This is a genomic window from Pseudomonas psychrophila (assembly GCF_001043005.1).
Lineage (GTDB): Bacteria > Pseudomonadota > Gammaproteobacteria > Pseudomonadales > Pseudomonadaceae > Aquipseudomonas > Aquipseudomonas psychrophila.
This window is the reverse complement of record NZ_JYKZ01000002.1, coordinates 569,802-593,455: the sequence shown is the minus strand read 5'-3', so window position 1 is coordinate 593,455 and position 23,654 is coordinate 569,802. Positions and strand designations below refer to the sequence as shown.

Sequence of the window (23,654 nt, the reverse complement as noted above, 5' to 3'; positions counted from 1 at the left end):
TTAAGTGTCGGACGGGCAGCGCATGCCTTGATGGAGGAGCATGACGTGAGTTTCGAATTCAATTCCCCGGCCAAGTCCCCTACACCGGCGCCACGTTATCGCGAGGTGGCCATCGGTCAGCCGGCGGTCGAAGTGCTGGAGGTCGGCGGCATCTTGCACATGCGCTCCCTGGAAACCCTGGAGCCGATGCCCGAACGCTTGCTTGATCGCTTGGTGCACTGGGCGCAGATCCGGCCCGGGCACACCTTTATCGCTGCACGGGACGCTGATGGCCAATGGCGTCGCATCAGCTATGCCCAGATGCTGGAAGACGTTCGCGCCATTGCACAAAGCCTGCTGGCCTATGGCCTGGGAGCAGAGCGTCCGCTGGCGATCCTGTCGGGCAACGATATTGAGCATTTGCAGATGGCGTTGGGGGCGATGTACGCCGGTATTCCTTACTGCCCGGTTTCGCCTGCCTATTCGTTGCTGTCCCAGGATTTTGCCAAGTTGCGCCATGTCTGCGACCTGTTGCAGCCGGGCCTGATCTTTGTCAGTGATGCTGCGGTCTACCAGCGTGCCGTGGACGCGGTATTGCCCGCAGACACGCCATTGGTAGCGGTACGCGGCGAGATGGCGGGGCGGCCCCAGGTGAGCTTTGCCAGTTTGCTGGAGCAGCCGGGCGGCGCCGAGGCCCAGGCTGCGTTCATGGCGTCAGGCCCGGACAGCATCGCCAAATTTCTCTTCACTTCAGGCTCGACCAAGCTGCCCAAAGCGGTGATTACCACCCAGCGCATGCTTTGTGCCAATCAACAAATGCTGTTGCAGACCTTTCCGGTATTTGCCGAAGAACCCCCGGTGCTGGTGGACTGGCTGCCCTGGAACCACACGTTTGGCGGCAGCCATAACCTCGGGATCGTCCTGTACAACGGCGGTACGCTGTATCTGGATGGCGGTAAACCAACGGCTCAGGGCTTTGCCGAAACCCTGCGCAACCTCAAGGAAATCTCGCCTACTGCCTACCTCACCGTGCCTAAAGGCTGGGAAGAACTGGTCACGGCGCTGGAAACCGACAGCGAGTTGCGCGAGCGTTTTTTTGCCCGCATCAAACTGTTCTTTTTCGCCGCGGCGGGCCTTTCGCAAAGTATCTGGGACCGCCTCGACCGGGTTGCCGAGCAACACTGTGGCGAACGCATCCGCATGATGGCCGGGTTGGGCATGACCGAGGCTTCGCCTTCATGCACCTTCACCACCGGGCCGTTGTCGATGGCCGGTTACATCGGTCTGCCGGCGCCGGGCTGTGAGGTCCGTCTGGTACCGGTGGATGGCAAGCTGGAAGGGCGCTTTCGCGGCCCGCACATCATGCCCGGTTACTGGCGCGCCCCTGAGCAGAGTGCCGAGGCGTTTGACGATGAAGGCTTTTACCGCTCCGGTGACGCCATCAAGCTGGCCGATCCTTGCAACCCGCAATGGGGGTTGATGTTCGATGGACGACTGGCCGAGGACTTCAAATTGTCATCCGGGGTGTTTGTCAGCGTGGGGCCGCTGCGCAACCGGGCCGTGCTCGAAGGTTCGCCCTATGTTCAGGATCTGGTGATTGCAGCGCCGGATCGCGAATGCCTGGGGGCCCTGGTGTTTGCGCGAATGTATGAGTGCCGACAGTTATCGGGTTTGCCCGCCGATGCCAGTGAGGCGCAAGTGTTGGCCAGTGAGCCGGTGCGCCAGTGGTTTGCTGACTGGTTGCAGCGGCTCAATCTTCAGGCCAGTGGCAATGCCAGTCGCCTGGAATGGATCGCGCTGCAGGATGAGGCCGCGTCGATCGATCGCGGTGAAATCACCGACAAGGGTTCGATCAATCAGCGTGCAGTGCTGCAATGGCGAGCGGCGCATGTGGAAGCGCTATATCGCGGGCAGGCGTCTTCGATCCTGCGTGCTGGCAAGCCGTCGTGAGCCCTGGGGGGCAGTACTCGGCATTCACCGATGTCGCCATTCTTGAGGCAGTTCGTACACCGTGGGTCGACCTGGGCGGGGCATTGGCCCAGGTTTCACCGATCGACATGGGGATCAAGGTCGCCCGTGAAGTACTGGCCCGTGCCGGGCTGGACGGGGGGGCAGTGGACTCGGTACTGGCGGGTTCAATGGCCCAGGCCAGTTTCGATGCGTACATGTTGCCGCGCCATATAGGCCTTTACAGTGGCGTGGCACAACAGGTGCCTGCGCTGGCGGTACAACGGATTTGCGCCACCGGGTTTGAACTGCTGCGCCAGGCTGCCGGGCAGCTGCAGGACGGCATGGAACTGGCGCTGTGCGTGGGCACGGAGTCCATGTCCCGTAACCCGATTGCCGGCTACACCCATCGCGGTGGATTCCGCCTGGGGGCGCCGGTCGAGTTCAAGGATTTTCTCTGGGAGGCGCTGTACGACCCGGCTCCCGGCGTGGACATGATCGCCACGGCGGAAATCCTGGCTACGGAGTACGGCCTGAGCCGTGAGGCGGTGGACCGATATGCCCTGAACAGTCACCAGCAGGCACTTCACGCACAGACCAGCGGCTGGCTGGCAGGTGAGATCGTCACCCTGCGCAATGAAGTGTTTGAGCTGGAGGGCTACCAGCCGAGGGGTATCAGCCTGCCGCGTGGATGTGAGTCGGTCAGCCTCGACAGTCATCCGCGTTCCACCGACGCCGCAGCCCTGGCCAGGCTGGGGGCAATTCACCCGGGTGGTGTGCAGACGGCGGGTAACAGTTGCGCAGTGGTGGATGGCGCCGCTGCCGCGCTGGTCGCCCGTGCATCGGTGGGGCAGCCGGCCCTGGCCACTCTGCTGGCGACGGCGGTGGTCGGCGTAGCGCCGCAATTGATGGGGATAGGTCCGGTGCCTGCGATCCAGTTGTTGCTGCAGCGCAGCGGTTTGGCACTGGACGCGATCGATCTGTTTGAAATCAACGAGGCGCAGGGTGCACAGGTTCTGGCCGTGGCTCAGGCGCTGGAACTCGACCTGCAAAAACTCAACTGCCGAGGCGGCTCCATTGCCCTGGGGCATCCCCTGGCCGCCACCGGATTGCGTCTGGTGTTGACCCTGGCCCGGCAACTGCGTGAGCAGAATCTGCGTTATGGCATTGCCGCTGCGTGTGTCGGGGGTGGCCAGGGCATGGCGGTACTGATCGAGAATCCGCATTTTTCCACGATTTGAGGTTTTCCCATGTGGCAATACCAGGCGCCGCTGCGCGACATGCACTTTGTGATTGAACACTGGCTTGAGGCCCCACAGGCCTGGGCGCAAACAGAGCGCTTCCAGGACCTCGATCTGGCGCTGGCCCGCCAGGTGCTTGAAGAGGCCGGGCGGTTCAGCGCCCAGGTGCTTGCGCCGATCAACAGCAGTGGCGACCGCCAGGGATGTAGTTTCGACGCGGGCCGGGTGACGACGCCCGCCGGATTTGTCGAGGCGTATCGCGCCTACACCGAAGGCGGGTGGTCAGCCCTGGCGTGCGATGAGGCCTACGGCGGGCAGGGCTTGCCGCAGCTGCTCGACGCGGCGCTGCAGGAAATGCTCTATGCCTGCAATCATGGCTGGGCCATGTACACCGGCATCGCCCATGGTGCCTACCTGTGCCTCAAGGCCCATGCCCCGCAGTGGATCAAGGCGCGTTATTTGCCGCAGATTGTCAGCGGTGAAGTCTTGCCCACCATGTGCCTGACCGAGCCGCAGGCAGGCAGCGACGTCGGCCTGCTGCGCTGTCGTGCCGAGCCGCAAGACGACGGCAGTTATCGTGTGAGCGGCAGCAAACTGTTTATTTCTGGCGGCGAACACGACCTGAGCGCAAATATCCTGCATCTGGTGTTGGCACGACTGCCCGGTGCGCCTGTTGGCAGCCGGGGTATTTCGCTGTTTCTGGTGCCCAAGCTGCTGGACCACCATCAGGTCAACACCGTGCGTTGCGACGGTATCGAACACAAAATGGGGATCAAGGGCAGCGCGACCTGTTCGCTGGTGTTCGAGCAGGCTCAAGGCTGGCTGATTGGCGAGGCCAATCGCGGCCTGGCGGCGATGTTCGTGATGATGAACTCGGCGCGGCTGCACGTGGGTCTGCAGGGACTGGGGCACGCCGAAGCGGCGTGGCAGAACGCTCGCGACTATGCCCTGGAACGCAAGCAGATGCGTGCGCCGGTGCGGCCTGTAGGCGTCAGTGCCGACGCCGCCGACCCGATCCATTTTCACCCGGCCATGCGCCGCACCTTGCTGGAGTTGCGCGCCTGCACCGAGGGGATGCGGGCCGTGGGCTATTGGGTGGCGCATCTGCTCGATGAGGCTGAGCACCAAGAGAGTCCGGCCGAGCGACAGCGCGCCCTGCAACTGGCAGAACTGCTGACGCCCGTGATCAAGGCATTTTTCACCGACCAGGGGTTTCGCCAGGCCAGCAACGCTTTGCAGGTGTTCGGCGGTTACGGCTATGTCAGCGAGTTCGCGATCGAGCAAACCCTGCGCGACAGCCGGATCGCGATGATTTATGAAGGCAGCAACGAGATCCAGGCCAATGACTTGCTGTTGCGCAAAGTACTGGGCGATGACGGCCTGGCGTTTGCCGAGTTGCTGGCGGTGATGCGCCAGGAGTCCGCGCTGGCTTTGGAGGTCTCGGAGTGTGCCGGTTTTGGCACTGAGCTGGAGCGACTGTGCGACAAGCTTGAAGCGTTGGTGGGCGCAGTTCGTGAGCGCGCTGGCGAAGAGGTCGAGTATCCCTATCGGGTTGCCGGGGACTTTTTGCGGTTGTGCGGGGTGGCCCTGATGGGGTTTGCCTGGGTACGAGGGGCGCGGGTGTCCCGTTTGCTGCCCGACAGCGACCCTGTACGCGCCGGCAAGCTACAAACTGCGCAGTTCTTTTTTGCCTATCTATTGCCAGAAGCCGACTACCGAATCGCCTCCATTCGTGGCGCACAGGCGAGCCTGGCGTTTGTCGAGTGATACCCGGAAAACACTGCTTCAGTGGATCCAATAAATCGATTTTCAAGTGACTAATACTGGGTTCGTGGCCAGACAGGATTTCTGGCTACGAGATTGGTCGATAATCGAACGCTAAAGTGTAGAGGGTATTTGTAATACAAGCTGTTGTATTTAAAGGAAATAAATAATATCCCTGCGCCGGTTTCAGGATCTGAGGGTAGGGGTTCTTGAGATTGTGACAATCCATCATATTGCCTGTGGATCCATTAACAGGTTGACTACGCCCTGGCGATGGCTGGATTCCTTCCTGACCGTCGCCCATAAAAATTACAAAAAAAGGGTCTCGTCATGAAAGGCTTATCCAGAGCACAGAACTGTCAGGGTTCTGTCCGCTTTATGTCTGCGCGCACTGCCGTGTTTTGCGTTTGCCTTGCCCGGGTCGCTTGCGACAGGCAGGTGCAATGATGGATATCGATCTGAAAGCTCGCGTGGATGACGGTCCGATGGTGCGCTTCCAGTGGCTCGCCATCGGGATCTGCATCGTGTTGAACATGATCGATGGCTTTGATGTGTTGGTAATGGCGTTCACGGCGGCTTCAGTGTCGGCGGAGTGGGCCCTAAGTGGAGCGCAAATCGGCATGTTGCTCAGTGCCGGGCTGTTTGGCATGGCGGCGGGTTCACTGTTTCTTGCGCCCTGGGCGGACCGCATCGGTCGACGCCCATTGATCCTGTTGTGCCTGGTGGTGAGCGGCACGGGCATGCTGCTTTCGGCGCTGAGCCAGACCCCATTGCAGCTGGCGCTGTTGCGCGGGCTTACGGGGCTGGGGATTGGCGGGATTCTGGCCAGCAGCAACGTGATTGCCAGCGAGTACGCCAGCAAGCGCTGGCGCGGCCTGGCAGTGAGCCTGCAATCCACCGGCTATGCTTTGGGCGCGACACTGGGCGGCTTGCTGGCGGTCTGGTTGTTGACGCATTGGGGCTGGCGTTCGGTGTTTGTCTTCGGCGGGGTTGTGACCTTTGCGGTGATCCCGCTGGTGTTGCTGTGGCTGCCCGAGTCGCTGGACTTTTTGCTTGCGCGCCGCCCGGCCACGGCCTTGCAGCGCATCAATAACCTGGCCCGGCGCCTGGGTCAGCCGGTCTTGAGCCAAATGCCCCCTGTCGTGGCGAGCCCGGCAGGATCCAGTTCAAGCCTGACCAAGCTGTTGGCGCCTGCCATGCGCCGTACCACGCTGCTGATCTGGCTGTTGTTCTTCCTGGTGATGTTCGGCTTTTACTTTGTGATGAGCTGGACGCCAAAACTGCTGGTGTCAGCTGGGCTTTCTGCGCAACAAGGTATTACCGGTGGCGTGCTGTTGAGTGTTGGCGGGATTTTTGGCGCGGCGCTGATCGGCGGCTTGTCATCGCGCTGGCCGCTGACCCGGGTGTTGTCGCTGTTCATGTTGATTACCGCAGGGTTGCTGGTGCTGTTTGTCGGCTCAGGGTCTTCGGTCATGGCCGCGCTTGGGCTTGGATTGCTGATTGGGCTGTTTTCCAACGGTTGCGTTGCCGGGCTCTATGCATTGTCGCCAGTGGTGTATGACGCATCCGTACGAGCGACGGGCGTGGGCTGGGGGATCGGCATTGGTCGTATCGGCGCGATCCTGTCGCCCATTGTGGCCGGTTTTCTGCTGGATGCCGGCTGGCAGCCCCTGCACCTGTATGGCGTGTTTGCCATCGTCTTCGTGATCGCGGCCGGTTGCTTGCTGCTGCTCAAGCCGTCGACTTCGCAGGCACAACCGGCGTTCGCCCAGGCCTGATTCAACCTTCTGATCAATGCCCGGCCTGGCCGGGCGCATACCCTTATCTATCTATCTATCTGTCTGGGCGGGCTGTATCAGCTGCGGGGAGCGGCTGCGCCCAACAATCGGAGAACAATAATAATGAAGATGCTTACAGGTTTGCTGTCGTTGTCGGTGTGTGCCTCGGCAATGGCCCAGGATGAAGGGTTTTTTGACGGCGCGAAGGCCGATCTGATGCTGCGCAACTACTACTTCAATCGTGATTTTCGTGACCACAGCGCCGGCAAAAGCAAGGTGGATGAATGGGCGCAGGGCTTTATTCTGAAATTCAGCTCAGGCTACACCCCGGGGCCTGTGGGTTTTGGCCTGGAAGGGATTGCCATGCTTGGGGTCAAGCTCGACAGCAGTCGCGTGGCCAGTGGTTCCGAACTGCTGCCGGTGAACAGCGATGGTCGCGCGGCCGATAACTTTGGCCGGGCAGGACTGGCGGCCAAGGCGCGTTTTTCGGAAACGGAAGTGAAGGTTGGCGAACTGCTGCCGGATGTTCCGGTGCTGCGCTACGACGATGGGCGACTGCTGCCGCAGACCTTCCGTGGCGCCATGCTGGTGTCCAGGGAGATTGAAGGCCTGGGGCTGCAGGCGGGGCAATACCGGGCCGTGAGCCTGCGCAATTCTTCAGACATGCAGGATCTGGCGGCCTGGGCTGCGCCGGGCGTGACCTCCGACCGATTCAACTACGCGGGGGCTGAGTACCGTTTCAATGAGCAGCGTACCCAGGTGGGGGCGTGGCATTCGCAGTTGGCGGATATCTACCAGCAGAGCTATTTCAATCTGCTGCACAAACAGCCGGTGGGTGACTGGGTGCTGGGCGCCAATCTGGGTTACTTCATCGACAAGGACGATGGCAGCGCGCGTATCGGTCGGGTCAGCAGCCGCACGGCGTACGGATTGTTCTCCGCGGCTACGGGCGGGCACACGTTGTACCTGGGGTTGCAGCGGGTCAGCGGGGACAGCGGCTGGATGTCGGTGTACGGCAGCAGCGGGCGCACGCTGGGCAACGACATGTTCAACGGTAACTTCAGCAATGCCGACGAGCGCTCCTGGCAGGCGCGCTACGACTACAACTTTGCCGCGCTCGGGGTGCCTGGATTGCTGGCGATGGTTCGCTATGGTCATGGCGACAACGCCACTACCAAACAGGGGGCTAACGGCAAGGAATGGGAGCGCGATACCGAGGTCGGCTATACGTTCCAGAGCGGCTCGCTGAAGAACCTCAGCTTGCGCGTCAACAACGCCACCAACCGTCGCAGCTTCAACAGCGACTTCGACCAGACCCGTGTGATCGTGAGTTATCCGTTGTCGATGTAGGGGCGCCTGCGATGCAGGCCGTGCGGTGTGTCTGCCGAACCGCGTCGATACCATCGCGAGCACGCCCGCTCCCACAAGGAGGTGTGCCAGGCGGTGGATGCTGAGGAGTGTGCGCGCCGCTCAGTCTCTATAGCCGCTCATGCGTTACTATGGCCGTTCACGTTTTCTGGATGCTGCCTGGATGAGCAAACCCGGTCAATTGGTGCTGATTGCACTGCGCAAGATGATTGCCTCTGGCGAGCTTGCCGCTGGCGAACGCCTCATGGAAATTCCCACTGCCGAGTTGTTCGGCGTCTCCCGCATGCCGGTACGCATGGCCTTTCGCACGCTTGAGCAGGAAGGCTTGCTGGTGCGTTTCGGCGGGCGCGGTTTTCAGGTGCGCTCGGTCAGTGCCAATGACATCGCGGGGGCGGTGGAAGTGCGCGGGGTGCTCGAAGGTCTGGCGGCACGGTTGACTGCCGAGCGCGGGCTGTCGCCAGAGGCGCGGGCCGCCCTTGAGTTATGCCTGTTGCAAGGGGACGAGCTGTTCGATAAAGGCTTCGTCACCGAGGACGATCTTGAGGTCTATCACGACCTCAATATGCGTTTCCATCAGGTCATCGTTGAAGGCAGTCACAACCCGGCCATTGCCGATGCCCTGGCCCGCAATGATCATTTGCCGTTTGCTTCAGTGACGGCGCTGGCGGTTGATCGAAAAGACATGGCCCGTGAATACCGGCGCTTCAACTATGCCCATATGCAGCATCATTCGGTGTTCGATGCGCTGGTCAGTCGCCAGGGTGCCCGCGCCGAAGCGATCATGCGCGAGCACGCCAACGCGACATTGCGCTATGCCGAAATCTTCGGCTCGGCCACCGCCAATGAGCGGATGAAAGTGATTCACCGCTCCGATTGAGGTTCAGATATCCAGCACCAGCATGGGCGATTTCGAGCGCGAACAGCACGGGGTGAACTGATCGTTGCAGGCTTGCTCCTCTTCGGTGAGAAACATGTCGCGGTGATCCGGCACACCTTCAAGTACGCGGGTCAGGCATGTGCCGCAGACCCCTTGTTCGCACGACATGGGAATATCGATGCCGTGACTTTCCAGGACCTGAACCACGGTTTTGTCGGGCGGAATGTCGAAGACCTGGCCGGTGCTGCCCACCTTGACCGAGAAGCTGCCATCGTTGCTGCTGTCAACCGGGGCGGCGGCGAAGTACTCGCGGTGCAGGACGTTTTCCTGCCAGTCCTGAGCGCGTGCGCTGTCTAAAACATGCTGCATGAAACCACCGGGCCCGCACACATACAAATGGGTGTCGGGCTGCGGGTTGGCCAGTACCTGAGCGGTATTCATGGCGGTTTCTGGCTGCTCGTCGAAATGCAAAAACACCCGGTCAGCAAAAGGCGAGTTGCGGATGCGCTCGACAAAAGCCGCTCGCTCGCTGGAGCGGGCACAGTAATGCATTTCGAAATCTGCGCCACTGTGGGCGAGTCGTTCTGCCATGCACAAAATCGGGGTAATCCCTATCCCGCCTGCAAACAGCAAGCTGCGGCGGGCTTCGTGGACCAGCGGGAATAGGTTGCGCGGTTCGCTGATGCGCAGACGATCGCCACCCTTGATGTGTTCATGCAGGCTTTGCGAGCCGCCCCGTGAAGCTGGGTCCTTGAGCACGCCAATCAGGTAGCGATGCTGTTCGTCAGGATGGTTGCACAGGGAGTATTGGCGGATCAGCCCGCCGGGCAGGTGCACATCAATGTGCGAACCGGCACTGAACGCGGGCAGGGCGCTGCCATCGACGTTGGCCAGTTCATAGGTGCAAATGCCCTGTGCTTCGTTGTTGCGTGATACCACCACCACATCAATCATGCTGCTTCCTCAAAGCGTTGCCATTGAGGGGGCTGGCCCACGTGCGCTCGCCCCCGTCAGGGAATTACTGCGCCATGGCGATCAGGTGTGGCTCGGGTGTGCGTTCGCTGGCGATGATGCGGTCCAGGACGCGGCGTGACTGCACGCCGCCCGAGTCGATATTGAGCTTGAGCAATGCGCGTTGCGGGTGGTCCAGCAGGTTTTGTTGCTGTTGTTCGAGCATCTCCAGGTCCTCGCTGAAAATCTTGCCCTGACCTTCGCGGATCGTAGCGGTGAGAGCCTGATCCTGAGGGTTGAAGTTGCGCGCCATGCCCCAGAAGTACCAGATTGAAGTGTCTGTTTCAGGGGTGATGAAATCGACCACGATGCTCGATGCCTTGAACTCGGGGGCTGCGTGGTAGCCGCCTTTGCCCGCGTGGGCGACCCCGACTTCAATCAACACATGACTGGGTGGCGAAAAGCGGCAAATCTGCCAGCGGTCCACCGGCACATCGTCGGCCAGGTTGTTGCCGCGCAATGCCATGCGCCAGAACGGCGGGGCCATGATGTTTTCCATGTGCCGCGCCGTGACGACTTCGTTGCCTTCAACCGTGGTGGTCGGGGCGACTTCGTCGATTTCTTTTTGGCCAATGCTGGAGGCGTGTACGTAGGTTTCGTGGGTCAGGTCCATCAGGTTGTCGATCATCAGGCGATAGTCGCAACCGATATGAAACAGGCCGCCGCCATAGGCCCATTCATCGCTCACCGCCCACTCCAGGTGGTGGATCAAGGCAGGGTCGGCTTGATCCTGATCGCCGGGCCATACCCAGATAAAGCCGTAGCGTTCGACCACGGCATAGGTCTTGTTGCACGGGAAACCGCGTACCCGCTGTCCGGGCATCTCGACGGTTTTGCCGTCGCAGCCCATGACCAGTCCGTGATAGCCGCACACCAGGTTGCCGTTCTCGACATAACCCAGTGACAGGGGAGCACCGCGATGCGGGCAAAAGTTCTCGACAGCGGCGACTTTGTTTTCGTGGCCGCGATAGAAAACCATTTTCTCGCCGCAAATCTGCCGGCCCAAAGGCTTGTCGGTGATTTCATCGGGGGTGCATGCGACATACCAGGTGTTTTTTGGGTACATGACCAATCTCCAGATCAGGTGTTATTGCTTTTATGGATCCATTAGGCGGTATCCAGATCTTTCAAGTCAATTTCACATTGATGGATTATTGGGTTTTTTGGGTTATTTTGGCGATTACCGAACACAAAATAAAAATATGAGTTACTTCAGTGGATCCATTAAAAATTTTCAGAGCAAGAGCAGATGTTCATCAACAGCCCCTTGAGAAGGCTATAAACTACCGTCTGCGTGGTTCTGGCTCGAAGGGTCTGCAAGGGCGGTCGTGTCATGGGCTTGTTAGATCATCGATAGCGAGTAGTGCATTCTTTAAATGACCAACCCCACTTCTACCTCCACTGCCAACTGGCAACCGGTCATCGCGCTTGCGCTGGCCGCTTTCGTGTTCAACACCACCGAATTTGTACCTGTGGGGTTGTTGAGTGCGATTGGCAGCAGTTTTGATCTGTCCACTGCCAAGGTCGGACTGATGCTGACCATCTATGCGTGGGTGGTTTCACTGGCATCGCTGCCGATCATGCTGCTGACCCGCAACGTCGAGCGACGCAAGTTGTTGCTCGTGCTGTTCGGGTTGTTTATCGCCAGTCATGTGTTATCGAGCCTGGCGACAAACTTTGGCATCCTGCTGTTAAGCCGGATCGGGGTAGCGTTGTCTCATGCCCTGTTCTGGTCGATTACCGCGTCACTGGCGGTAAGGCTGGCCCCAGAGGGCAAGCAGGTACAGGCGCTGGGTTTGTTGGCAACCGGTACGTCGCTGGCGATGGTCATGGGCGTCCCTTTGGGTCGCTTGCTGGGTGAAGCCATGGGCTGGCGCACCACCTTTGTTGTCATTGCCGGGCTGGCCGCGTTGCTGGTGTTTTGGCTGGCCAAAACCCTGCCATTGTTGCCGAGCCAGAACTCGGGCTCACTCAGAAGCCTGCCGGTGCTGTTCAAGCGACCTGCGCTGGTGGCGGTCTATGTGTTGACCGCTGTGGTGATTACTGCTCAGTTTACGGCTTACAGCTACGTTGAGCCCTTTGTGCAAGGGGTGGCCGGCATGAGCGGCAGCACTGTGACCTTGATCCTGCTGCTGTTCGGTGGGGCAGGGATTATCGGCTCCCTGTGTTTCAGCTGGTTCCACAAGTACAACCCCCAAGGCTTTCTGCTGACGGCAGTGGGCTTGATCGCGCTTAGCCTGTTGTTGATGTTGCCGGCCAGCAACTGGATTGAGTCCCTGGGTGTGCTGAGCATCATTTGGGGGATGGCGATCATGGGTTTTGGATTGGCGATGCAGTCCAAAGTTTTGACGCTGGCGCCCGATGCAACCGATGTGGCGATGGCAATGTTCTCGGGGATTTACAACATCGGGATCGGCGGCGGTGCACTGCTGGGCAGTTCGGTTGGCAGCCATTTTGGCTTTGCCTGGATCGGGCTGGCGGGGGGCTCGCTGGCGGGCCTGGCGCTAGTGTTCTACGCCTGGACCGTATACCGGCTACAGCGTAGCGGTTTACCGACCTGAGGTTCAGCGGCTGCAGAGTGGCTTCACCCGTGGGGGCAAGCCGCTCGCTATAACCATTCACGAGCAGGCTCACTCCCACCTAAGTATCTATAAGGCGCTCTGCGCGCCTGCCCTAAAGCTCACGCCTTGGTGCTGACCATCGACCCCGAGCCGCTGCTGCCCTGGGCTGTCAGTGCCTGCAGCAATGCGGCCGTGGCCGCTTGCAGCGCCGCAGTGGTCGCCGTCACTTGTGCCTGGGCCCCGGCAACGGCAGCGGCCTTGGCGTCCGGGCTCTGGTCGCTGGCCTGAATGCTTTGCAGTGCCTGCATCTGCTGCTGGAGCTGTTTTTGCAGTTGCGCGATCTGTTTTTTCAGCTGCTTGACCGTGTCTGAACTGTCGTCATTGCTGTCTGGCGCAGGTGCTGCATTGGCGCCCCTGGACGCTCGCGGCTTGACCTGCTCGGTGGCCGTGGTGCTGGCGTCACTCACGGCGCTGCTGTCCGGCGCCTTGCTGGATGCAGTGCTGGCCACGCTCTGGATATTCAGGCTGGATGCCAAGGGATTGATGCTGCCGACCATGTCGATTCGTCCTTTAAACCTTATGCCATTCAAGTCCATCGGCAGGGCGCATCAGTGCTTTAGGCCGTGGAGCGAAATAAGCCGGATCACAGGTCATATGCTTATTCCTTAACGGTATTTAAATTAAATTTCTTATACCTATAAAGTCATACCCCTGCGTACAGGTCGACCAATCGACGCGCCGCACGAAATGAACCAACACGGGACCTCCGTGAGTTTCTGATCGATCAGCGCGCCATTGGGTGTGCTCTGCGTGGGAGTGATTTATGTCTGCACCGTCTGCCTCTGCGATTGCTGTAAGCATCGCCCCCCAGTCTTTTGAAATCCGCCCGTTCAGCGGTGCCGTGGGTGCCGAAATCATCGGGCTTGATCTGGCGTTGCCGGTCAATGACCAGGATTTTGCGCGCATTCACCGCGCGCATCTGGAGCATCACGTGGTGGTGTTTCGCGATCAGCGCATTACCCCGCAGCAACAGATCGCCTTCAGTCGTCGTTTTGGCATCTTGCAGATTCATGTGCTCAAGCAGTTTCTGCTCACCGGCCACCCGGAAATTCTGATCGTCTCCAATATTATCGAGAACGGCCAATCCATCGGCTTGGGGGATGCGGGTAAGTTCTGGCACTCCGATCTTTCCTATAAAGAGCTGCCGAGCCTGGGCTCGATGCTGCATGCCCAGGAGCTGCCGAGCGAAGGCGGGGATACGCTGTTCGCTGACATGCACAAAGCCTGGGACGGCCTGCCGCAAGCCTTGCGCAGCGCCGTGGAGGGCCGCTCGGCCGCGCATTCGTATACGGCGCGCTACAGCGAAACCAAATTTGAAGGCAACTGGCGCCCGACCCTGACCCCGGAGCAACTGGCTCAGGTCAGCGAGGTGGTGCATCCGGTGGTACGGACCCACCCGGAAAATGGCCGCAAGGCCCTGTTTGTCAGCGAGGGTTTTACGACTCGCATCGTAGGTCTGCCCGAGGATGAAAGCCGCCAGTTGCTGGCAGAGCTATTCGCCCACAGCGTGCTGCCTGAAAACATCTACCGCCATCAATGGCAGCCCCATGACCTGGTGTTCTGGGATAACCGTTCGCTGATCCATCTCGCTGCCGGATGCCCAAGCCATCTGCGGCGCAAGCTCTATCGCACCACCATTCAGGGCAATGCCCCTTACTGATCGTCCCTATTTCAAGGAGCATAACCATGCCCAAATCATTCAAAACCGTCGCTGCCAGTGTAGGCCTGGGCTTGAGTCTGCTTGCCGGCAGCCTGGTCGCACCTACCGTGGCCCATGCCGAAGGCGAGATCCGTATCGCCGAACAGTTCGGCATTGTCTACCTGCTGCTCAACGTGGTGCGCGATCAAAACCTGATCGAGAAACACGGCAAGGAGGAGGGCATCGACATCAAGGTCGACTGGACTCAATTGTCCGGCGGAGCGGCGGTCAACGATGCCTTGCTTTCCGGTTCCATTGACATTGCCGGCGCCGGGGTTGGCCCGCTGCTGACTATCTGGGACCGCACCCACGGCAAGCAGAACGTCAAGGCCGTGGCATCGCTGGGCAACTTTCCGTACTACCTGCTGAGCAATAACCCGAACGTCAAAACCATTGCCGACTTCTCCGATAAGGACCGCATTGCCGTGCCTGCAGTGGGTGTTTCCGTGCAGTCACGCTTCTTGCAATACGCGGCTGCCAAGCAATGGGGCGACAAGGAATTCAACCGGCTGGACAAGTACACCATCGCCGTTCCCCATCCTGATGCCACGGCTGCGCTGATTGCCGGTGGTACAGAGCTGAGCGGGCATTTTTCCAACCCGCCGTTCCAGGATCAGGCGCTGAAAAACCCCAACGTACACGTGGTGCTCAATACCTACGACTTGCTCGGCCCCAACTCACCGACCGTGCTGTTTGCCACCGAGAAGTTCCGTAACGACAACCCTAAAACCTACAAGGCCTTCGTCGAGGCGTTGACCGAGGCGGCCGAGTTTGCCCAGAACGACAAGGCTGCTGCCGCTGACACATACATTCGTGTAACCAAGTCCAAAGTCGATCGCGACGAGTTGCTGAAGATCATCGACACCCCGGAGTACGAGTTCAGCGTGACGCCGAAAAACACTTACCCACTGGCTGAGTTTCTGTACCGCGTTGGCGCGATCAAAAACAAACCCGACTCCTGGAAAGATTACTTCTTCCAGGACGCCAAACCGCTGCAGGGGAGCTGACAGCCATGAACGCCTCCGTGCAAGGCCACACGGCCAGCCACTTGAACGCAACAGGGCCTGCCCTGTTGTCGGTCGATCAGGTAAGCCTTGAGTACCGCACGCCGCAACGTGTGGTGAGGGCAACCCATCAGGTCAGTTTTGAAATCGATCCGGCGGACCGCTTTATCCTGCTTGGCCCTTCGGGCTGCGGCAAGTCGACGTTGCTCAAGGCAGTCGCCGGGTTTCACACACCGTGCGAGGGGCAGATCCGCCTCCAGGGCCAGGCCGTCACCGCGCCGGGGCCGGACCGTATGGTGGTGTTCCAGGAGTTCGATCAACTGCCGCCCTGGAAGACGGTCAAGCAAAACGTGATGTTCCCTTTGCTGGCCTCCAAAACCCTGCCACGGCGCGAAGCCGAGGAGCGGGCACTGCATTATCTGGACAAGGTCGGCCTGGCTGCATTTGCCGATGCTTACCCGCACACCTTGTCCGGTGGCATGAAGGCTCGCGTGGCGATCGCCCGGGCCTTGGCGATGCAGCCGAAAATCCTGTTGATGGACGAGCCCTTTGCCGCACTCGACGCCCTGACCCGACGCAAGATGCAGGAAGAGTTGCTGCTGCTTTGGGAGGAGGTGCGCTTTACCTTGTTGTTTGTCACGCACTCCATCGAAGAGGCGCTGGTAGTCGGTAACCGGATCTTGCTGCTGTCGCCGCACCCGGGTCGTGTGCGCGCTGAAATCAACAGCCATCAGTACGACCTGCACAGCCTGGGCGGTACGGGGTTCCAGCACACGGCGCGGCGCATTCATCGGCTGCTGTTCGATGAACCCGATGCAGGCACTGACGAACAACCCCTGAATTTCGCTGATATCCGTATCGCTTATTGAGCCGTGGAGGATTGCCCGATGAGCCAATCATCATCTGTACGCCAGGAGTATGAAGTGGTCCTGGAGCCGTTGCTGACGGTACCGCTGGAGCGCGAACTGCCCCTCGGGCAGCGGCTCTGGCAGCATGGCTGGTTACGTAAAAGCCTGATTCTGATAGTCCTGGCCGTGCTCTGGGAGCTGGTTGCGCGTTACCAGAACAACGATCTGCTGTTACCCACGTTCCTGCAAACCAGCAGTGCCCTGTATAGCGGTTTGATCAGCGGCGAGTTGTTGAGCAAAGTGGGCATTTCCATGGTGGTGCTGCTCAAGGGCTACTTGATCGGGATCATTCTGGCGTTTGCGCTCACCACGCTGGCGGTTTCGACCCAGTTGGGTCGTGATTTGCTGAGCACCCTGACGTCGATGTTCAACCCGTTGCCGGCCATTGCCCTGTTGCCACTGGCATTGCTGTGGTTCGGGCTGGGGCAGAACAGCCTGATTTTCGTGCTGGTACATTCGGTGCTCTGGGCGTTGGCCCTGAACACGTATGCGGGTTTTCTCGGCGTCTCGGAAACCCTGCGCATGGCCGGGCGCAACTATGGGTTGAAAGGCATTCGCTTCGTGCTGTTTATCCTGATCCCTGCAGCGCTGCCATCGATCCTCGCCGGTCTGAAAATCGGCTGGGCATTTGCCTGGCGCACGCTGATTGCTGCCGAGCTGGTGTTCGGCGCCACCAGCGGCAAGGGCGGCCTGGGCTGGTATATCTTCCAGAACCGCAACGAGCTGTACACCGACAAGGTGTTTGCCGGGCTGGCGGTGGTGATTCTGATCGGTTTGCTGGTGGAGAACCTGGTGTTCGCTACCCTTGAGCGGGTCACGGTCAAGCGCTGGGGCATGCAGCGCTGATGTGCAAAACCCGGAGCGCTTGAAGGCGCTCCGGGATTATTTCCCGCCGGCCTGATTCTTCAGGCCTTTGTACTTTCTGGCCCGTTCTTGCGGCAAAAACGTTGTCGTTTAAACGCAAAAAATCCCCGTTTTTCAAGCGTATGCCCGTGATTGATGGCTATGTGCTACTTATTGCTTGTCATTCATGGCAGGCGTTGGCATGATTTTGACACTAAGGTTATTCCCTAAGTGTTTGCTGTCGGGATCACGGATCACGCTCTGCTTGATGCAGGCATCATCCTCACCTCGCTGCTTCCTTGATGTATCTCCTGAATTTTCCCGGAATCGCTTGATGGCACTGACGATTGCGGCGAGTTTCAAGCTCGGCCGTTACGTTCAAATCGGTGATTTGGCTTCACGACCTCTTTTTCGGAGCGAACGCCATGCAGTTATTCAAAAAACTGATGAACATTCTGGAGCAGGCTGATCGCAGTCGCGAGCGTACTGGCAATCCTTTATTTGTCCCGCCTGAGTTTGAACACCTGAAACGGGATCTCAACATCGTTGAGCAAGCCCGGCGCCACGGTGAGCAGGGCTATCCCCCTGAGGAAGCAACCCGGCTGACGGCGACTGAAGAGACCATCCGTGTGACCCTTGAGTTGGAGCGAGAAAAGGTTCTGGCATGGGCCGAATCGCGGCTCACTGCGGTTCAAAACCGGCTGGATGCACTGGATATCGGCGCTACGGTGAGCCGTTGTATACAGGTTGACCAGGATTTCGAACGTGCCATAGACAGCCTGGTGAGCGATTACGCGATACGGCTGCAGCGCCTGGAGTACAGCGTGCGCGAGCGCGAGGCTGAATTGTGTGCCTACAAGGCAGAGCATCACTCGGGATTCGAAAAACATCAAAAGCGCCGCAATCAAGCGTTGGGGATCTATCAGGACGAGATTGCCGACGTGCGCAATGAACTGATGGCGCTCAAGCAGCAGTTTCTTGAAAAGCTTGAGTCGGATGTTCTGGCGTGCAATGAGCAACTGGTCAGCTACCAGTCGGCCCTGGACGAAAAGCGCAATGTAAAGCCGCGGATGGCCAGCGGTTTGAACAAGGCCGAAATGATCCTGGCCGGGCTGGTTCAATGCTATCGCGCCGAAAACCAATTGCATCGCAATGGTCGACGAGTGCCTGCTTACTTCAGTGAACGTATTGCGCTGCAGGCAATCACATTGCCCGACAGCGATGTGGCTGAGGATGAAATTTGTCTGGCCTCGCAGCAGCAAGCGCTGGTGGATCTGATTGAACAGCTGGAGCAGATTCGCGGCCGGATTCAGTCCTCGTTCTATCAAAAATACAATCAACTGATGCCGCTATCCTGGCTGCCTGAATACCCGCCTGTGATGGAGCAACGCATCACTGCAAGCCCGGTTTGAGTGAGTGCGGGCTGGTCGCTTACGTCCAGCCCAGCGTGACTGCCGTCAACAGCAGATACCTGGCGCCCTTGGCCAGGGTGACGATCAGCACGAAACTCCATAGCGGTTCGCGCATGATGCCGGCAATCATGGTGAGCGGGTCGCCGATTATCGGCACCCAGCTCAGCAGCAGCGACCATCGGCCATAGCGCAGATAGAACGCGCGGGCCTTGTCGAGTTTTTGCTCGCTGACCGGGAACCAGCGCCTGTGCCGAAAGCGCTCGACCGAGCGGCCCAATACCCAATTCAACACTGAACCCAGGACATTGCCGAGGGTGGCCACGACCAGCAGTGTCAGGGCGACGTACTTGCCGGACAGGAGCATGCCGACCAGCACGGCTTCCGATTGCATGGGCAGGAGTGACGCGGCCCCGAATGCCGCCAGGAACAGGCCGAAATAGCTGGTTAATTCAAACACGCGAACTTCGCCTGCAGTCTGTTATTCAGGGGCGGGTACTTTAAGGCTTCAGCGTCGAGAGACAAATGCTTAATTAAGCTGTAGCTACTCTGTTGCCGGTCAAACGCGCTCCTCTAGTGGCTGCGCGCAAAAGGGTACTTGCGATCCGTAGCAGCTGACGAGTAGAACGAGGCTGCGTGCGGCGTGATGCGGCACCCCGACGTAGCCGTCGTAACATCAGCTTTCACGGCTTATCAGGCATACCGCGTCTACCGGTTTTGCGACCGCTTCGCGATCGAACGTAGCCTCGTTCTACTCGTCAACTGCTACGACGCGCAGTTGACGACGAAACCTGTAGCCGCTGGGTCAAGTTGGGCTGTTTTGTGAGTCAAGCAATGGGGGCAGGTTTACACAGCGGATCTGATCAACTACAGGTCGGATTCGCACAAAAAAGCCGTTCTTGTATCTGTTCGAATGATCCTCAACGACTCGCCCTCTGGCGGCTTCTGATGCTCGATCACAGACAAGGACCCAAGACATGCAAATGCCGAAAACCATTCAGATCAAAAACGGTGAAAAGGTCTCTCCCACGTTCTCGGCCCAGGAGTACGCCAACCGTCAGGCGAAGCTGCGAGTCTATATGGCGCAGAACAATATCGACGCTGCGGTCTTCACGTCCTATCACAACCTCAACTATTACAGCGATTTCCTGTACTGCTCGTTTGGCCGCAACTATGCGCTGGTGGTGACTCAGGACAGTGCGGTGACCATCAGCGCCAATATTGATGGCGGCCAGCCGTGGCGACGGACCATGGGCACCGACAACATTGTGTATACCGACTGGCAGCGCGATAACTACTTTGTCGCGATCCAGCAGGCGCTGCCCAAGGCCGGTCGCATCGGGATCGAGTTCGATCACATGAACCTGCTCAATCGCGACAAGCTCGCCAGCCGTTACCCCCAGGCCGAGCTCGTGGATATTGGCGCGCCGTGCATGCGTATGCGCATGATCAAGTCAGCCGAAGAACACGCCATTATTCGCCACGGTGCACGGATCGCCGATATTGGCGGCGCGGCCATCGTGGAAGCGCTGCGTGATCAGGTGCCCGAATATGAAGTGGCGCTGCACGCGACCCAGGCCATGGTGCGGGAAATTGCCCGTACCTTTCCCGATTCCGAGCTAATGGACACCTGGACCTGGTTCCAGTCGGGGATCAATACCGATGGTGCGCACAACCCGGTGACCAGCCGCAAAGTGAACAAGGGCGACATTCTGAGTCTCAACTGCTTCCCGATGATTGCCGGTTACTACACGGCGCTGGAGCGCACCCTGTTTCTCGATCATTGCTCGGACGAACATTTACGGCTGTGGGAAGTTAACGTCCAGGTGCATGAGGCCGGTCTGAAACTGATCAAGCCCGGCATGCGTTGCTCGGACATCGCCTTGCAACTCAATGAAATCTTCCTGGAGCATGACCTGCTGCAATACCGCACTTTTGGCTATGGCCACTCGTTTGGCACTCTCAGCCATTACTATGGCCGCGAAGCCGGGCTGGAGCTGCGTGAAGACATCGACACGGTGCTGGAGCCGGGCATGGTGGTGTCCATCGAGCCGATGATCATGATTCCCGAAGGTCGTCCGGGTGCGGGCGGGTATCGCGAGCATGACATCCTGATCGTCAACGAACAGGGCGGGGAGAACATTACTCATTTCCCGTACGGCCCGCAGCACAACATCATCAAGAAGTAGAGTTGCGTTGCCCCTGTGGGAGTGGGCCAGCCCGCTCCCACAAAATTGCCAAGCCCGATACCAGCGCATGCGTACGCAGATTACGCAGCGTTTTCTGACCTGTTTACCCCTGCCAAAAAGAACACAATGAGGGTATCTGTCATGTCCCGCGTCCCGACGTCGCTTGCCGTTTTCCAACCCAGCATCTCTTTCTCCGGAGGTGCTCAATGAGTATCCCAAGTCCAAGCCTTTCTTTACCTCTGACCCTCGAGCAGAAAACGGAGCGCCTCAGCGAGCGCAAGGCCTTGCGACGTGCTGCGACGGCCAGCTTCATGGGCAACTTTGTCGAGTGGTTTGACTACGCAGCCTATGGTTACCTGGCTACTGTCATTGCGCTGACCTTCTTTCCCCAAACCGATACCACAACAGGGCTGCTGGCGACCTTCGCGGTATTTGCCCTGTCGTTTATCGTGCGCCCCATCGGTGGTCTGGTCTGGGGTCATTTTGGCGACAAGTACGGACGGCGCAGTGCCTTGTCCTGGTCGATTCTGATCATGACCCTCTCGACCTTTTGCATCGGTATTCTGCCCACCTACAACCAAATCGGATTGTGGGCCCCGGCGTTGCTGCTGTTGATTCGCCTGATGCAGGGGTTTTCAGCGTCGGGGGAGTATGCGGGGGCCTCGGCGTTCCTGGCCGAATACGCGCCCGAGGGCAAGCGCGGTTTTTACACCAGCATTGTGCCCGCGAGCACTGCAGCAGGATTGCTGTTTGGCGCGATGTTTGTTGCCGGAATGCACGCTTTGATGACTGCCGAAAACCTTCATGACTGGGGCTGGCGTTTGCCGTTTTTACTGGCGGCCCCCTTTGGTCTGGTAGGGCGCTATATCCGGGTGCATTTACAGGACTCACCCAAGTTCCTGGAAATGGAGCAGCGGCTTGAAGCCAAGGAGTGTGCGACCCATGCACCGGTCCGTGAATTGCTGACCGTGCATCGTCGGGCAGTGATGATCGGGATTGGCGTGACCTGCCTGAACGCCGTGGCGTTCTACCTGTTGCTCAGCTACATGCCGACCTATCTGTCGACTGAAATGGGCATGAGCGAGAGTGATTCATTTACCGCCTCGACAGTGTCGCTGGCGACCTATATCGGCCTGATTTTCCTGATGGGCACGCTGTCTGACCGTTATGGCCGAAAGACCATGCTGGTCACCGCGTCGGTGCTGTTTTTGCTGCTGACATTTCCGCTGTTCGGGATGCTTGGCAACCCGTCGCTGCTGGTAATTCTGATGATTCAGATTGCCTTCGGCGCGATGTTGGCCATGAACGACGGCACCTTGCCGTGTTTCCTGGCCGAGATTTTCCCGACCCGGGTCCGTTTCAGCGGATTTGCCTTCAGTTTTAACGTGGCCAACGCGGTGTTCGGCGGGACTGCCCCGTTTATTGCCACCTGGCTGATTCATATGACCGGCAACAAAATGGCCCCGGCCTGGTATTTGCTGGCAGCGGCTGCGGTGGCGCTGGTTGCGATGCTGGCCAGTCGCGAAACAGCGCACACCGCGTTGCAAGACTAAATACACCGCTGAAATACGCCTGTGGGAGCGGTTTTGCTCGCGATTGCATCGATGCGCACTGATTGTCAGGCCGCGTCAAAGCCATCGCGAGCAAGCCCGCTCCCACAGGTTTTTTGGCCTGTGGGCAGGGCTCAGTGCAACGCCACTTGCTTGCGCTCGCCAATCGGCGAAACCCCAAACAACCGGCTATAACATTTCGAAAAATGTGCCGCCGAGACAAAGCCGCAGGCGAGGGCGATATCGCGTACTTGCGACTCGCTGCGCAGCAACAGGCTTCGCGCTCTGGCCAGGCGCAGTTCCAGGTAATACTGGCTCGGTGTGCGCTGCAAGTGTTTGTGAAACAGACGCTCCAGTTGACGCACCGACACCTCGTTCAAGCGCGCCAGGTCTTCAAGGCTGACCGGCTCTTCAAGGTTGGCTTCCATGATGGCTACCACCTGGCTGAGCTTGGGTTGGGAGGTCCCCAGCTTCTGGCGCAGCGGCACCCGTTGCTGCTCCTGCGCTCCCCGCGCCCGGTCACACAGCAGCAGTTCGGCAGCATGGGCCGCGATTTCCCGGCCTCCCGGCTCGCGAGCGATCAGTTGCAGGGTCATGTCCATCGACGCCACGCCGCCCGAGCAGGTGTAGCGGTCGCGATCCAGTTCAAATAGCTGATTGGAAATAATGATCCCCGGGAAATGGTCCTTGAGGGTTTCGATGTCTTCCCAGTGAATGGTGCAGCGATACCCCTTGAGCAAACCCGCGCGGGCAAGCCAGTAGCTTCCGGTGCAAATTCCGCCCAGCGCAACTCCTTCGTGGGCCAGCTTGCGCAACCAGTTGAGCACCGGCCGGCTACTGAGATGGGACACGATGGGGTTTGAGCCCACCACCAGCAAAATGTCCAGTTTTGGCGTCTCACCCACCACATGGTCGGGCAGGATGCGCATGCCATTGCTGGCAGTGACCGGGTCCAGGGTGGGGGCGATGATCACGGTGCGAAACATTTCACAGCGAGCGGCCATGTTGGCCATGCGCAGGGTTTCGATGGCTGAGGCAAAACCGATGGTGGTGAAGTTTGGTATCACCAGAAAGCCCACGGTTTTTACCGTGGGCATGTTGATCGGTGACGCTGTAACAGGCGTTGCCATCCTTACGCTCCTCTAGATGACCCCGGACGCGTTTAGCGTCGGGGTTCACGCAGGTTGTTGCATCTCCAGGTCGGGGCTGGCGATACAAGGTTCTGTGCTTTGGGGGTAAGAAAGCATTTGTTGTGCCAGCAGATAACAGCTTGTTATTACGGCAAAAATTTATTGCCGATACAGGCCCAGTGGCGATCAAGGCCTGCGGGCCAGTCGCTCTGGCGGCGCTTGTGATACGTGCCACCAGCGCTCGCGCGACCTTGTTGCCACGGCCATGACCCTGGTCAAACGCCCCGCCTTTAAAAGCCAGTACAACCCCTGTGTGAGGAGTCAATAACAATACCA

19 protein-coding genes are annotated in these 23,654 nt (G+C 59.2%); 14 read left to right on the top strand and 5 right to left on the bottom strand.

The genetic code is table 11. From position 1 onward, the window contains the following. Positions 1-45: 45 nt before the first annotated feature. The 6 genes from TU76_RS08875 to TU76_RS08850 all read left to right on the top strand — a co-directional run bounded on the left by TU76_RS08875 (position 46) and on the right by TU76_RS08850 (position 8,954). Positions 46-1,929, top strand: coding sequence for a feruloyl-CoA synthase (locus TU76_RS08875; RefSeq protein WP_048351482.1), 1,884 nt, complete (start codon positions 46-48; stop codon positions 1,927-1,929). Next, entirely contained in the window at positions 1,926-3,167 is a 1,242-nt protein-coding gene (locus TU76_RS08870) for a thiolase family protein (RefSeq protein ID WP_048351481.1), read from the top strand. The genes TU76_RS08875 and TU76_RS08870 overlap by 4 nt, the downstream gene beginning before the upstream one ends. A gap of 9 nt (positions 3,168-3,176) precedes the next feature. Continuing rightward, positions 3,177-4,934: an acyl-CoA dehydrogenase gene (locus TU76_RS08865; protein ID WP_048351480.1), complete on the top strand. Its 1,758-nt coding sequence runs from the start codon at positions 3,177-3,179 to the stop codon at positions 4,932-4,934. A 443-nt stretch (positions 4,935-5,377) separates the two neighbouring features. Beyond that, positions 5,378-6,709 carry an MFS transporter gene (locus TU76_RS08860; protein ID WP_048351517.1) on the top strand — a complete coding sequence of 444 codons (1,332 nt, stop codon included), beginning with the start codon at positions 5,378-5,380 and terminating at the stop codon, positions 6,707-6,709. 123 nt (positions 6,710-6,832) lie between these two features. Then, on the top strand, positions 6,833-8,059 hold the full coding sequence (locus TU76_RS08855) for an OprD family porin (RefSeq protein WP_048351479.1): 1,227 nt from the start codon (positions 6,833-6,835) through the stop codon (positions 8,057-8,059). Between the two features lie 181 nt (positions 8,060-8,240). Continuing rightward, positions 8,241-8,954: a GntR family transcriptional regulator gene (locus TU76_RS08850; protein ID WP_046810628.1), complete on the top strand. Its 714-nt coding sequence runs from the start codon at positions 8,241-8,243 to the stop codon at positions 8,952-8,954. Between the two features lie 3 nt (positions 8,955-8,957). Here the strand turns inward: TU76_RS08850 and TU76_RS08845 are convergent, their stop codons facing one another. Beyond that, entirely contained in the window at positions 8,958-9,908 is a 951-nt protein-coding gene (locus TU76_RS08845) for a PDR/VanB family oxidoreductase (RefSeq protein ID WP_048351478.1), read from the bottom strand. Positions 9,909-9,972: 64 nt separating this feature from the next. Continuing rightward, positions 9,973-11,031 carry an aromatic ring-hydroxylating oxygenase subunit alpha gene (locus tag TU76_RS08840; protein ID WP_048351477.1) on the bottom strand — a complete coding sequence of 353 codons (1,059 nt, stop codon included), beginning with the start codon at positions 11,029-11,031 and terminating at the stop codon, positions 9,973-9,975. A gap of 310 nt (positions 11,032-11,341) precedes the next feature. Here TU76_RS08840 and TU76_RS08835 point away from each other — a divergent pair, with 310 nt between their 5' ends. Next, entirely contained in the window at positions 11,342-12,526 is a 1,185-nt protein-coding gene (locus TU76_RS08835; protein WP_019822423.1) for a sugar transporter, read from the top strand. A 119-nt stretch (positions 12,527-12,645) separates the two neighbouring features. On the opposite strand, the gene TU76_RS08830 is transcribed toward TU76_RS08835, so the two are convergent. Then, positions 12,646-13,083 carry a hypothetical protein gene (locus TU76_RS08830; RefSeq protein WP_019822424.1) on the bottom strand — a complete coding sequence of 146 codons (438 nt, stop codon included), beginning with the start codon at positions 13,081-13,083 and terminating at the stop codon, positions 12,646-12,648. Positions 13,084-13,349: 266 nt separating this feature from the next. Here TU76_RS08830 and TU76_RS08825 point away from each other — a divergent pair, with 266 nt between their 5' ends. The 5 genes from TU76_RS08825 to TU76_RS08805 all read left to right on the top strand — a co-directional run bounded on the left by TU76_RS08825 (position 13,350) and on the right by TU76_RS08805 (position 18,452). Continuing rightward, complete coding sequence (locus TU76_RS08825) at positions 13,350-14,246, top strand: TauD/TfdA dioxygenase family protein (protein WP_019822426.1); 897 nt, start codon at positions 13,350-13,352, stop codon at positions 14,244-14,246. Positions 14,247-14,272: 26 nt separating this feature from the next. Continuing rightward, positions 14,273-15,292, top strand: coding sequence for an ABC transporter substrate-binding protein (locus TU76_RS08820; protein WP_048351476.1), 1,020 nt, complete (start codon positions 14,273-14,275; stop codon positions 15,290-15,292). 5 nt (positions 15,293-15,297) lie between these two features. Next, a complete protein-coding gene (locus tag TU76_RS08815) occupies positions 15,298-16,158 on the top strand; it encodes an ABC transporter ATP-binding protein (protein ID WP_048351475.1) in 861 nt (286 codons plus the stop codon). Between the two features lie 18 nt (positions 16,159-16,176). Beyond that, a complete protein-coding gene (locus TU76_RS08810) occupies positions 16,177-17,043 on the top strand; it encodes an ABC transporter permease (protein ID WP_048351474.1) in 867 nt (288 codons plus the stop codon). Positions 17,044-17,465: 422 nt separating this feature from the next. Next, on the top strand, positions 17,466-18,452 hold the full coding sequence (locus tag TU76_RS08805; RefSeq protein WP_019822433.1) for a hypothetical protein: 987 nt from the start codon (positions 17,466-17,468) through the stop codon (positions 18,450-18,452). Positions 18,453-18,471: 19 nt separating this feature from the next. Here TU76_RS08805 and TU76_RS08800 read toward each other — a convergent pair whose 3' ends face one another. Then, complete coding sequence (locus TU76_RS08800; RefSeq protein WP_019822435.1) at positions 18,472-18,909, bottom strand: YqaA family protein; 438 nt, start codon at positions 18,907-18,909, stop codon at positions 18,472-18,474. 517 nt (positions 18,910-19,426) lie between these two features. Here TU76_RS08800 and TU76_RS08795 point away from each other — a divergent pair. Then, the gene (locus tag TU76_RS08795; RefSeq protein ID WP_046808835.1) at positions 19,427-20,638 is read left to right on the top strand and encodes a M24 family metallopeptidase; all 1,212 of its coding nucleotides are present in this window, start codon (positions 19,427-19,429) and stop codon (positions 20,636-20,638) included. 311 nt (positions 20,639-20,949) lie between these two features. Next, on the top strand, positions 20,950-22,191 hold the full coding sequence (locus TU76_RS08790) for an MFS transporter (RefSeq protein ID WP_403212633.1): 1,242 nt from the start codon (positions 20,950-20,952) through the stop codon (positions 22,189-22,191). A 131-nt stretch (positions 22,192-22,322) separates the two neighbouring features. On the opposite strand, the gene TU76_RS08785 is transcribed toward TU76_RS08790, so the two are convergent. Continuing rightward, complete coding sequence (locus TU76_RS08785; protein WP_019822443.1) at positions 22,323-23,318, bottom strand: GlxA family transcriptional regulator; 996 nt, start codon at positions 23,316-23,318, stop codon at positions 22,323-22,325. Between the last annotated feature and the right edge of the window lie 336 nt (positions 23,319-23,654).